General features: G+C 67.3%; 12 protein-coding genes and 1 tRNA gene. 2 read left to right on the top strand and 11 right to left on the bottom strand.

Translation table 11 applies throughout. The features are described from left to right. Positions 1-283: 283 nt before the first annotated feature. A complete protein-coding gene (locus tag IAI54_RS00140; RefSeq protein WP_187970451.1) occupies positions 284-1,459 on the top strand; it encodes a cystathionine beta-lyase in 1,176 nt (391 codons plus the stop codon). Positions 1,460-1,548: 89 nt separating this feature from the next. Further along, positions 1,549-1,956 (top strand): response regulator, encoded by a 408-nt coding sequence (locus IAI54_RS00135; RefSeq protein WP_235679203.1) that lies wholly within the window; start codon positions 1,549-1,551, stop codon positions 1,954-1,956. Positions 1,957-1,960: 4 nt separating this feature from the next. Here the strand turns inward: IAI54_RS00135 and IAI54_RS00130 are convergent, their stop codons facing one another. The 11 genes from IAI54_RS00130 to IAI54_RS00080 form a co-directional block, all read right to left on the bottom strand. Then, complete coding sequence (locus IAI54_RS00130) at positions 1,961-3,004, bottom strand: sensor histidine kinase (RefSeq protein ID WP_210321193.1); 1,044 nt, start codon at positions 3,002-3,004, stop codon at positions 1,961-1,963. Positions 3,005-3,149: 145 nt separating this feature from the next. Further along, a tRNA-Arg gene (locus IAI54_RS00125) sits at positions 3,150-3,226 on the bottom strand. Between the two features lie 42 nt (positions 3,227-3,268). Further along, on the bottom strand, positions 3,269-3,574 hold the full coding sequence (locus IAI54_RS00120) for an ETC complex I subunit (protein WP_187970450.1): 306 nt from the start codon (positions 3,572-3,574) through the stop codon (positions 3,269-3,271). 121 nt (positions 3,575-3,695) lie between these two features. Continuing rightward, a complete protein-coding gene (locus IAI54_RS00115; RefSeq protein WP_187970449.1) occupies positions 3,696-5,414 on the bottom strand; it encodes an asparaginase domain-containing protein in 1,719 nt (572 codons plus the stop codon). 45 nt (positions 5,415-5,459) lie between these two features. After that, positions 5,460-5,765, bottom strand: a complete 306-nt coding sequence (locus IAI54_RS00110) for a hypothetical protein (protein WP_187970448.1) — start codon at positions 5,763-5,765, stop codon at positions 5,460-5,462. Between the two features lie 25 nt (positions 5,766-5,790). Next, entirely contained in the window at positions 5,791-6,789 is a 999-nt protein-coding gene (locus IAI54_RS00105; protein ID WP_187970447.1) for an ABC transporter substrate-binding protein, read from the bottom strand. An 86-nt stretch (positions 6,790-6,875) separates the two neighbouring features. Then, entirely contained in the window at positions 6,876-7,871 is a 996-nt protein-coding gene (locus IAI54_RS00100; protein ID WP_187970446.1) for an ABC transporter substrate-binding protein, read from the bottom strand. Between the two features lie 45 nt (positions 7,872-7,916). Then, positions 7,917-8,708: an ABC transporter ATP-binding protein gene (locus IAI54_RS00095; protein WP_187970445.1), complete on the bottom strand. Its 792-nt coding sequence runs from the start codon at positions 8,706-8,708 to the stop codon at positions 7,917-7,919. Positions 8,709-8,761: 53 nt separating this feature from the next. After that, complete coding sequence (locus IAI54_RS00090; protein ID WP_187970444.1) at positions 8,762-9,586, bottom strand: ABC transporter permease; 825 nt, start codon at positions 9,584-9,586, stop codon at positions 8,762-8,764. A gap of 18 nt (positions 9,587-9,604) precedes the next feature. Further along, complete coding sequence (locus tag IAI54_RS00085; protein ID WP_187970443.1) at positions 9,605-10,942, bottom strand: NtaA/DmoA family FMN-dependent monooxygenase; 1,338 nt, start codon at positions 10,940-10,942, stop codon at positions 9,605-9,607. A gap of 101 nt (positions 10,943-11,043) precedes the next feature. Then, the gene (locus tag IAI54_RS00080) at positions 11,044-12,144 is read right to left on the bottom strand and encodes an LLM class flavin-dependent oxidoreductase (protein WP_187970442.1); all 1,101 of its coding nucleotides are present in this window, start codon (positions 12,142-12,144) and stop codon (positions 11,044-11,046) included. Between the last annotated feature and the right edge of the window lie 29 nt (positions 12,145-12,173).

The raw sequence follows: 12,173 nt of genomic DNA, 5'->3' as shown, positions 1-12,173 counted from the left end.
TCGGCACGCCCCCTGCATCTCCCGTCACGCAGGCATCGAAGGCGATTATGTCCGTTTGGTCAAGGGCGAATGGATCATTGGGCCAGCGTTTCACGGCGTTTCACACGCATTTGCAGTTCGAAATCACGTCAGATCGGGATCGTGCCGTCGATTTCGGCAGATGCGAGGCGCGCGTGCCACCGGCTTGGGCGGCGTCCCACCGTAGGCTCCGGGGATGTTGCGTGCCGCGCCGGCCCGTCCTATGGCTCGACAGTCGCAACCGCTGTCGACGGAGAAGCCGGACATGCAGAACCGAGACGAGACGAAGGGCGTGAACACGCGGCTGGCGCACATGGGCAACGATCCGCGCGACTATCACGGCTTCGTCAATCCGCCAGTGGTGCACGCCTCGACCGTGCTCTTTCCCGACGCCGCGACCATGGCGGCGCGGAACCAGAAATACACCTACGGCACGCGCGGCACGCCGACCACGGACGCGCTGTGCGCGGCGATCGACGAGCTGGAGGGCTCGGCCGGCACCATCCTCGTCCCGTCGGGCCTCGCCGCGGTGACGGTGCCGCTGCTCGCCTTCCTGTCGGCGGGCGACCATGCGCTGATCGTCGATTCCGTCTACAATCCGACGCGGCGCTTCTCCGACACGATGCTGAAGCGGCTCGGCGTCGAGGTCACCTATTACGATCCCCATGTCGGCGCAGGCATTGCCGCGCTGATGCAGCCGAACACGAAGGTGGTGTTCACCGAGGCGCCGGGCTCCAACACCTTCGAGATGCAGGACATTCCGGCGATCGCCAGAGCGGCGCATGCCGGCGGCGCGGTGGTGATGATGGACAACACCTGGGCGACGCCGCTCTATTTCCGGCCGCTCGACCACGGCGTCGACATCTCCATCCATGCCGCGACGAAATATCCGGCGGGCCATTCCGACGTGCTGCTCGGCACCGTCTCGGCCAACGCCGCCTGCTGGCCGCAGCTGCACGAGACCTTCCTGACGCTCGGCTGCTGCGCGGCACCCGACGACGTCTACCAGGTGCTGCGCGGGCTGCGCACCATGGGCGTGCGGCTCGACCGGCACCAGAAGAGCGCGCTCGCGGTGGCGCGCTGGCTGGAAGGGCAGCCGGGCGTCGCGCGGGTGCTGCATCCGGCGCTCGAGAGCCATCCGGGCCACGCGATCTGGAAGCGCGACTTCACCGGGTCCTCGGGCATCTTCTCGATCGTGCTCGACGGCGGCGGAACCAAGAAGGCGCACGCCTTCCTCGACGCGCTGAAAATCTTCGGCCTCGGCTATTCCTGGGGCGGCTACGAATGCCTCGCCGTCCACGTCTGGCTCGGCGACCGCACCGTGGCCAAGGGCGATTACGAGGGCCCGGTGCTGCGCCTGCAGATCGGGCTCGAGGACGTCGAGGACATAGAGGCCGATCTGTCGCGGGCGCTGGCGGCGGCGGCGACCGTGGAGGACTGAGCGGACCGCAAGCGGGACGATGGAACCAAACCACTGCAGACGAGTTGAGGGAGCCCTCGTATCGGTGTGTTTTTCGTAGGAAAGCGGAAGTGTTGGAAGGTCGGCAGCAGATTGTCCTCATCGTGGAGGACGAGTTCCTGATCGCGCTGGACATGGAGGCGGCGCTTCAGGACGCCGGCTATTCCGTGTGCGGGATCGCGGCGACGCGCGCGGAAGCGTTGGCGCTGGCCCAGGCGGATCGTCCCGACATCGCGCTGGTCGATCTGCATCTCGCCGACGGCGTCACCGGCCCCGAGGTCGGAGCGGCACTGGTCCGCCAGGGCACCCGAGTGATCTTCGTGACGGCCAATCCCGCGCTGGTCGTCGGCCGTGTCGAAGGCGCGCTCGGCGTGCTCACCAAGCCGGCCGATACCGGCACGCTGCTCGACGTGGTCGGGTGGGCGGCTCTCGGCGGGGGCCAGACACCGCCGGCAGGCCTTCAGCCGATCGCGGGCTGACCGGTCAGCCCACAAACGGCTGACCGTGTTCCGTCCGCACGAGGCGGGCAAGTTCCACATCGACGTCGACTTCGAGTCCCTCGGCGTTCCACCGCCGCCTGATCACACCGCCGAGTTGCCGCTCGACGCTGAGGTCGGCGAGCAGCGTCCCGAAGCCGCGATGATCCGGCTCGTCGGCGATCCGGGGCCCCTCTGCCTCGCGCCAGCGCAGCCGCAGCATCGATCCGTCTACCTCCATGACGATGTCGACCACACCCTCCTCGTTGCTCAGGGCGCCGTACTTCAGCGCGTTCGTGAGCAGTTCGTGGATGATGAGGGACATCGGCGTCGCACCGCGATCGTCGATGGCGACGAGCCCGCCGGTGATGCGGATGCGTCCGTCGTCATAGGCGGGATAGGGTTCGGCCAGCCGCGACAGAAGTCCCTCCAGCGTGGTGGTGCCGTGATCCGGCCTCGAGCGGTCGCTGTGCGGGCGCGCGTATTCATTGGCCCTGCCCAGCGCACCGACCCTGTGCCGCAGCTTCTCGGCGAAGGAGGCCGCCTCCGGAAACTGCCGAGCCGAGAGCGAGATCATCCCCGAGACCACCGCGAAGATGTTCTTGATGCGGTGGCTGAGCTCGCGTCCCAGGATCTCGTTCTGCTCGGCGATGACCTTGGCGTCGTGAATGTCGGTGCAGGTGCCGATCCAGCGCACGATCCCGCCCGACGCGTCGCGGATCGGGTGGGCGCGGCCGATCGTCCAGCGGTAGGTCCCGCTGCGGTGCCGCAGCCGGTACTCGACCTCGTAGGGCTCGCCCGTGGCAAGCGACCGGCGCCAGCGATCCCAGGCCGCCGGCTGGTCGTCGGGATGGAACATCCCGGCCCATCCTTCCCCGTCGGTCGAACCGTCGGGGACGCCGGTGAACGCGTACCACTGGGCATTGTAGTAGTCGTGGAACCCGTCCGGCCGCGTCGACCAGACCATCTGCGGCATGGCGTCGGTCAGTCTGGCAAAGGTGGTATCGTCGATGGGGAGGTAGGGCGCGGACTCTGGAACGGGTCTTGTCAAGGCGGGCTCGCGGAATCGGGTCGAAGATGCGTAAGCGGCATAACGCGACCGCGCCGGTTTCGATCCATCGCCCGGGCAAGACCCCGGCCGTCGCGGAGAGGCGCTGCGGAAGCCGCGTGCCGATCACCGAAGATGACTGATGAAGTGGCGATCCCGGCAGGACTCGAACCTGCGACCATCGGCTTAGAAGGCCGGTGCTCTATCCATCTGAGCTACGGGACCGTCCCGCCGGCCCGGAAGGCCGGGTCGTCGTCGCCGGGACGTTCAGTGCGTCCACGGCACCTTGCGGTCATAGCGGAAATTGTCGGAATAGGAAATCTGCCGCCGCTTGGCTTCCTTCGGCTCCTGGACGCGGAAGGGGATGCCGTGCTTGGTGGCGTAGGCGACGGCCTCCTCGCGGGTATCGAAGACGAGGCGGATCTGGCTCTTCATGTCGTTCGACGTGGTGTAGCCCATCAGCGGGTCGATCTTCTTCGGTGCCTCCGGATCGAACTCCAGCAGCCACCGGCCGGTCTTGGCCTTGCCGGACTGCATGGCGGTCTTGGCCGGGCTGTAGATACGGGCTGACATGGCGGTTCCTTCCGATAGATCGTCGCGTCCTCTAAACCCGGCGGACGGCAAAAGGCAACCGCAAAGCCGGACCGGCTGCGAAATGCGGCGCGGATCCGGCGGTCCGGAACGGGCCGATCCGTCAGTGCGTGTCGAAGATCTCCTGATAGAGCGCGAGCTTCGCCTCGGTCGCGGCCATCTCCTCCCGCGTCGGCTTCAGCGGGTCCTTCGCCGGCGGGAGCATGCCGAACTTCATGATGCAGAGCATCAGGAGGATGCGCGCCTTGACCGAGGTGAGGTTCGAGCCGGCGATGAAGGGGCCGCCGCGGATGGCGAAGCCCTCGGTGGTGCCGCGCCCGACATTGACGACCGGGAAGCCGCTGAAGACGGCCCTGAGCAGGATGCGCGACTTGGAGGTGGCGGCCGCCTTGCCGTAGGGGTTCAGACCCTCGAGCACGAAGCCCGAGAGAGGCGCGTGCTTCAGCTTGTAGTCCATGAAGGCGATGGTATCGACCTCCTGCGCCGGATCGCTCGTCCAGTCGTCCTCGATGTAGCTCGCATCCTTGACGATGGAGACCTTGGGGATCGCTGTCTCCAGGATGGCGTCGGCGGCGTCCTTCACCGCCACGTCCAGCGTCTCGATGCCGCTCTCGCCGAGGCGGATGCCGGTGACGGAACTCGGCAGCTTCGAGACGTTCACCTCCGACTGCCAGGTGTGCTTCGTCGCCGGCACGTAGCGCAGCACCGAGCCGGTGCCGCCGCCGCCGGCCCCCAGGATGCCGCCATGGCCGCCGGCGACCGCATAGCCGCCCGGCCGCGCGTCGACCTTGGTGACCTCGCGGGCGGCGAAGACGCGCTGGTCCTGCACCATGACGACGCCGACGCGGTTGCGCCCGTGCTCGTCGGCCCAGACCTTCGAGGACAGCCAGTCGACGGAATCGGCGAGGTTCTTCGGCCCGTCATTGCTGATCTGGCCGTGGTAGCGCTGCGAGGCGTTGCCGATGACCGGGACCGTGACGTCGAGGGCGAGATTGAACCAGTAGACGGTCTCCTCGACGCGCGGGCTGCCTTGCGTCCAGATCGCGCCGTCATAGTCGCCCGACGACAGGATCGTCTGCGCCATGTTGGTGATGCGCGCGAGCGTCATGCGCGGCGGCGACTGGTTGAGATGCGCCGGCCGGTAGGGGAAGAAGTTCGCGCCGGCCACCTCCGGCGCGATGTCGCCCTCGCCCATGTCCGTCCGCTCGGCCGCCGGCAGGCCCTTGGTGTAGCCGGCGGACGGCGCGAGGCGGAAGAAGTCGACGTCGGCGACATTCGAGATCGTGTTGCCGATGCCCAGGCTGTCGACGCCGAGACGGTCGACCTCCTCGAAGGTGCGCGCGCCGTCCGGCATGAAGGGCTGGCGCGAATGCGCGCGATCGGCGCGCATCGTGGTGCCGTCGGTCTCCCAGGCCGAACCGTCGGCCTGGCGGGCCATGTAGGGCAGCGGGTAGTAGCCGTCCTCCGGACCGATCTCGACCTTGTAGACCGGCCTGTCGTCGGGCGAGGTCCTTTCGGTGGAGAAGTTCCCGGCGGCGTCGAGATAGCCGTCGGCCGGCGCGTAGAGTTCGGCCACGTCCTTCTCCAGCGGGTGGGCGGAGAACTGCTCGACATAGACAGTGACGGGCGCGGCGAGCTTCTGCGGCCGCAGCGGGTCGAAGCGCGAGGGCTTGCCTTCCACATCGGTGAGCAGCGGCAGGCCATGCGCGGCGCGCGCCTTGTTCGACGTCACCAGCGGCGGCGTGTTCTGGATCGTGGCGTTGGGACCCGCCAGATGCGCGATCCGGATCTTCTTGCCCGTGCCCTTGGTGGTTGCGGCCATGGTGTTCGTCCTTGCTGGTGTGGCGGCCAAAAGCGCCGCGTCGTGTCAGAATTCGGTGTCGTCGACGGTGAAGACGTGCCGCTCGAAGCGGTCGGTGAGCGCGCCCATTTCGGCGCGCTGCCGTGCGAATTCGGGGCTGGCGTCGCGGGCGGCGAGATCGGCGGCGAAGGCGGCCTCGTCGGCGAAGCTGCACTCCCAGCGCACGTCGGGTCCGGGGCCGCCCCGGTTGACCAGGATGCATCCGGCGGCGAGGCCGAGCGTGCGGCGCAGCCGCGATCCCTCGCGCCGCCGCTCCAGGACCGCGTCGGCGAGGCCCGGCTTGGCGAAGTAGTTGGTGGTCTCGACGATCATGGCGCTCCCCTGCCCTCCCTGCCGGCTATCGCTGGAACTCGAGGCTCAGGATCGTCTGCGGCATCGCCTCCATGCCGAGCGCCTTGGCGCCCGCCGTCTCGAGCAGCAGGTCGAAGGTCTTGTGCAGCGTCGCGTCGTCCTGATCGCCGAAGGAGCGCAGCATGTCGCGGCGCATCTGGTCGCGGTAGAAGACGATCGCCTCGGGCGAGAGCTTCATGTTGGTGCCCTGCTCCTGCCAGACGCCGTCGTCCTTCATGAGGATGTCGTAGACCTCCTGGTAGGCGGCGACGAAGGCCTTCACGTTCTGCGGCTTCTCGGCGGCGTAGCGCTCCGTGGTGCCGATCATCAGGTAGGGCGCCAGCGGCAGGCCGAGTTCCTCGGCGACGTCGCGGATGGCGAAGGCGTTGCGGAACTTCCCCGTCGCCAGCATGTCGGGCGCGATGGAGGAGAACATGATGGTGGCGTCGATGGCGCCCTGTTCCAGCGAGCCGCGCAGCAGCGGTGGCGCCGCCTCGACCAGTTGCGCGTCTTTCGCCAGATCGAGCTCGTAGTTCTTGCGCGCCAGCGTATCGACGAGGATCCAGTCGGTGCTCTGGCGCGAGAAGATGCCGAACTTCCTACCCTTGAGATCGCCGACGCCCCTAATCGGAGACTCCTTCGGCACGACGATCGTGCTCACATAGGTGATGAAGGGCGCGATCCCGATCACGTCGATGCCGCCGTTGCGCATCAGGGCGAGCGTGTTCCAGTCGAACAGCGCGATCTCGGCGCTGCCGGACTGGATGGCGGCGGCGGCGGCCTTGCTGTCGGAGAAGACGATGCGCTCGAGCTGGAAGCCGTATTTCGTGTCGAGGTCGAACTTGTCGATCACGAAGGGGATGAAGGACTGCGAGCCGTAGGGGCTCGCCATCATGCGGACGACGCCGCCGTCGCCGATGGGTTCGGCCGCACCGGCGACGGGGTTCGCGGCGAGCATGCCGAGGGCGATGGCGGCGGACGCCGCGGCACGTGCGAAGTGGAACATGGCGAACAAATCCCGTGAGCGGTGTGTGTGTGCGGAGCGTGAGAGGACGGCATGGCGGGCGCGGTCCGCGCCCGCCGCCGGAGGGTTCAGGGCTGATAGTCGAGGGTCAGGACCGCGTCGGGCATGGCCGTCATGCCCATGGTGTCGGGTCCGGCCGTGTCCAGCAGAACCTTGAAGGTCTGGTCGAGCACGCCCGCCATCGCCGGCGTGAAGGCCTTGATGAACTCCTTGCTGGCGTTCTGGCGGAACATCTCGGTCGCCTCGGGGGCGAGCTTCATGTTCTGGCCCTGCTCCTTCCACACGTCGGCATTGGAGAGGAGGATGTCGATGGCCTCCTGATAGGCGGCCACGAAGGCCTTCGCGTTCTGCGGGTTCGCCTTCGCGTAGTCCTCGCGCATGGCGTACATGAGGAACGGCGCCTCGGCGAGGCCGAGTTCGGCGACGACGTCGTGGATGGTCATCAGCAGCTTGGCGTTGCCCGACAGGATCATGTCGGGGGTCAGCGAATTGTACATGAGCGTCGCGTCGAGCTGGCCCTGCTCGAGCGAGCCGCGCAGCAGCGAGGGCGCGCCTTCCTGCAGCGTCACTTCCTTGGCGAGATCGAAACCGTACTGCGTCTTGGCCACGGCCTGGAGGATGATCCAGTCGAAGCCGGTCTTGGTGTAGGTGCCGAGGCGCTTCCCCTTCAGGTCGGCGAGCGTCTTCACCGTCGAGTCCGCCGGCAGGAGCACCGTGTTCACATAGGAGAGGAAGGGCGCGACGCCGATGACGGGGATGTTCTGGTTGCGCAGCCGCGCGACCGAGATCCAGTCCTGCACGACCGCCTCGATGCTGGCGCTCTGCAGCGCGGCGACGGCGGCCTGGGGGTTGGTGAAGGGGATCACCTCCAGCTTGAAGCCGTATTTCTCGTCGAGATTGAACTTGTCGATGACGTAGGGCGGGTAGGACTGGGTGCCGACCGGGTTCGACATCAGTCGAATGGTCCCGCCATCGCCCATCGGCGTTTCGGCGGAAGCGCCGGTGGAAAGGAGTGCGCCGGCGAAAAGCACGGCCGCCATGGCCAGTCTGCGCGTCAGGATCATGCGAATGCTCCGTGGTGGGTTCGGTGTCGATGCTGGGGGACGTCGTCAGTGATGCTCCGGCCGGTTTCCCATGTGCCGCTGCAGGCTCTCGACCACGCGCTTGCTCTCGACGAAGAGCGCGGTGTCCTCGTAGTCGCGCGGCCGCTGGATGTGGCGGAGATTGATCTCCTCTTTGATGCGCCCGCCGGGGCCGGGGCTCATGACCAGCACGCGGTCGCCGAGGAAGGTGGATTCGAAGGCGTTGTGGCTGACGAAGAGGATGGTGGTGCGGAAAGCCGACCAGATGGTCAGCAGGCTCTGGCGCAGCCGCCGCGCGGTCAGTTCGTCGAGCGCGCTGAACGGCTCGTCCATCAACAGGATGTCCGGCTCGATGGCGAAGGCCCGGGCGATCGAGGCGCGCTGCTGCATGCCTCCCGACAACTGGAGCGGGAAGAAATCGGCGAACTTGGAGAGCTCGACCAGCCCGAGCACCCGGTCGATGCGCCCGGCCCACTCCGTCCGCGGGAAATCGGCCGCCTGGAGCACGAACTCGATGTTGCCGCGCAGCGTCCGCCAGGGCATCAGCCGCGCTTCCTGGAAAACGTAGGCGACGCGGAAGCCCTGGCCGATCTGTTCGGCCAGGGGACGGCCCTGGATGGCGACGGTCCCCTCGTAGGTGTCGTCTAGACCGGCGACGATGTTGAGCAGGGTCGACTTGCCGCAGCCGGACGGCCCGAGCAGGCCGACGATCTCGCCGGTCGCGATGTCGAAGGAGACGCCGTCGAGCGCCTTCCAGCCGCCCTTGCCGCCGCGGCCGGGGAACTGCTTGTGGATGTCGGTCAGGGAGATCTGGGACATGGCGGCCTGTACCGAAGCGGGGGGACGGAAGGGAAAGGTCATGGCGCCGGACCTCAGTTCCGCTTCCAGCGGAAGATGCGGCGTTCGATGGTGCCGAGGATCGCCACCTCGATGAACAGCATGACGAAGACGAAGCTCAGCGCGTAGGCGAGAACCTCGGTCATGTTGAACATCTGGTAGAAGAACTCGATCTTGTAGCCGACGCCGCTGCCGCGCCCGAGCAGTTCGACGAACAGCACCATCTTCCAGACGAGGCCGATGCCGAAGCGGGTGGAGGCGAGCAGCATCGGCGCCACCTGCGGCGCCATCACCGACACGATCTGCTGGCGCCGGTCGGCCCGGAAGGCACGCGCCATGCCGATCAGGCGGGTGTCGATGCCCTTCACGCCCTCTCGGATGTTGATGGCGAGCACCGGAATGACCGGCGCGGCCGCCCCGAGGACGGCGGCGGTGTCGTTGAGGCCGACCACCATGTAGAGCGTCAGGATGGTCACGAGGGCGGGGATGGTGATGCCGCAGATGATCCAGACGTGGAAGAAGATCCCCGCCGTGCGCGACAGCGCCATGGAGAAGCCGAGCACGAGCGCGACCCCCATGGCGATGGCAAAGGCGGCCGCGATGCGCCCGAGCGTGATGGCGATGTCGGTGAAGATGTCGCCCTGCAGGACGTTGGCGACGAGCGCCGACACCACGCGGACCGGACCGGGCAGCACGCTCGAGGGAAGCGTCATGGAGCCGAACTGCCAGAGCGCGACCAGCGAGACCACGGAGAGGAACGAGATCACGGCATGGCGCGTCCGGTCCGACCCGGCGATCGCACCTGCGAGGGAAGCGATCCTGCCGGAGGCAGTCGCGTCGAAACCGGTGACCAGAGCCATCAGCCTTGTCCTTTCGTGTCAGGAGTCGAGGAGGTTCTCGCGCAGCGTCGAATAGCGGTATTCCTTGCGGAAACGGCCGCGGCGCTGCAGTTCGGGGATGAGGAAGTCGACGACGTTGAGCAGGTCGCGCGGCACCGCCGGCGGGTGGGCGATCATGAAGCCGCCGCGCTCGCCGGTGGCCACGAAGATCTCCTCCAGATAGTCGGCGACCTTCTCGGCCGAGCCGACGATGGCGTGGTCGTAGCCGGCGGTGTGGTGCTTGATGACCTCGTAGAAGGCGTCCTTCGTGATCGTCTCCTGCGGGTCGATGCCGGTCGTCATATTGAGGAAGCCGACGGGCGAGGCGTTGGCCTTGACGATCTGCTCGTTGATCTCGGCGATGGTGAAGCTGTCGGGCAGCTTCGACAGGTCGTAGCCGATCTGATGCGACATGAAGGCGCCGACGGCCTCCGGCGGCACGGCGGTGAGCAGCTGCTCGTGGCGGCGCTTCGCATCCTCGTCGGTCTCGCCGACGATCAGCACCACGTCCCAGACGATGCCGACGCCGGACGGGTCGCGGCCCTGGGCGGTGAGCGCGGCGTCGAGCGCCTTGCGGTGCTTCACCTGCTTGTCCTTGCCGGGGCTGGCGGCGAAGACCATGTCGGCGAAATAGGCCGAGGCCTGGATGCCGCGCGGCGAAGCGCCGGCCTGCACCAGCACCGGCCGGCCCTGCGGCGAGGGCACGCAGGCGAGCGGACCCATGACGTTGAAGAACTTGCCGCGATGGCCGATGGCCTTGACCTTCGCCGGGTCGGCCATGACGCCGGAGTCGCGGTCGAGGATGAAGGCGTCGGGCGCCACGCTCGCCCAGAGTGCCTTGCAGACGTCGACGAACTCTTCCATCCGCTCGTAGCGCTGGTCGTGCTCCATCAGCTCGTCGAAACCGTAGTTCGCCGCGTCGGCCTTCCGCGACGAGGCGACGACGTTGAAGGCGATGCGCCCGCCCGTCACATGGTCGAGCGAGTTCAGGAGCCGCGACGTGTAGAACGGGTGCATGTAGGTGGAGGAGTAGGTCAGCCCGAAGCCGATGCGCGAGGTGATCTGCGACAGCGCGGCGATGTAGGGGCTCATGTCCTGGCGCGGCCAGCCGACGCCCCAGCGCACGGCGTCGTCGCGGTTGCCCTTCCAGGTGCTCGGAATGCCGGTGCCGTCGCCCCAGAACATGAAGTCCATCAGGCCGCGCTCGGCAATCAGCGCCAGTTCCTTGAAGAAGCGCATGTCCGGATAGTGGGCGTTGGTCCAGGAGCCCGGCAGGCGCCAGCGCCCTTCGAGCTGAATCCAGGACAGGTCGTAACCGATATGCATCTTGGTGGTCATTGCAGGGATCCGTCAGGCAACAGGAAGCTCGTCGGTCGCCGGGGGCGACCGTGCGGATAAGCGACTGTGGAAGCCCGGCCCGCGGGCCGGGAAAGCAATCGTCAGGCCGCGACCCGCGCGGCGGGTGCGTCGGCCACGACGATGTCGTGTCTGGCGAGGATGGCCTTCAGCTTCGGCAGCACGACCGCGCCGAACAGCTTCAGGTCCTTCACGAAGTCGACGCAGGTGAACTGGATGCCGTCGATGCCGGTCTCGATGATCAGCTGCGCCAGCTTCTCGGCCATGGTGTCGGGCGCGCCGATGACCGGGTGGCCGGAGCCGAAACCGACGGTGTTCGGCTGGCGCAGATAGGAGGTCCGGTCCTTGTAGCTGTCGCGGTTGTCGCGCTCGAAGGAGGCGATCAGATTGTCGAGCGCCTCGGTGTCGAGGTCCTCGCGGATCAGCTCGAACTCGCGCTCGGCAGCCTGGTCGGTCTCGCCGTGCAGGAGCAGCATGGAGGTGACGACCTTGATGGAGCGGCCCTCGGCGGCCGCCGCCGCGCGGGTGCGCTCGACGTCGGCCGGGCGCAGGCCGACGAACTGGTAGTCGGAATGCCTGGCGGCGAAGGAGAGGCCGTCGGAAGACAGCCCGGCGCTGACCAGATAGGGGTAGGGCTTGCGGATCGGCTTGGGGTCGGACACGCAGTCGGCGAGCTTGAAGAAGCGGCCCTCGAAGGTGCTGCGGTCCTGGCTCCACAGCATCTTCATGACGCGGATCCACTCGTCGGCATATTCGTAGCGATAGTCGCCGTAGCCCTCCGGCACCACGCCCATCTGCTCCAGCTCCTCCAGCGTGTTGCCGGTGACGATGTTGATGCCGAAGCGGCCGCCGGAGATGTTGTCGATGGTGGCGATGATCTTGGCCGCCACCGCGGGGTGGAAGAGCAGCGGGTTGACGGTGGCGAAGAGCTTCAGCCGCTTGGTCAGCGGGGCCAGCGAACTGGCCACCGACATCGGCTCGATCGTGTTCTTCCAGAAGCCGGATTCGCCGCCGAAGCCCATCCACTTGCCCATCCAGAACAGGTAGTCGAGGCCGATGTCCTCGGCGATCTGCGCGATCTGGTGATGCAGCTCGAAGGTGGGGTGGTAGCGCGGCGTGCGCTTCGACATGAGGAAGCCGTTGCTTCCGACCGGCATGAAGACGCCGAGTTCAACCTTGCGCATGGGGAAAGCCTCCTGTGGGCGATGCTGCG

The sequence above is a fragment of the Aquibium microcysteis genome, assembly GCF_014495845.1.
GTDB lineage: Bacteria > Pseudomonadota > Alphaproteobacteria > Rhizobiales > Rhizobiaceae > Aquibium > Aquibium microcysteis.
This window is presented reverse-complemented; position numbering and strand designations above follow the sequence as displayed.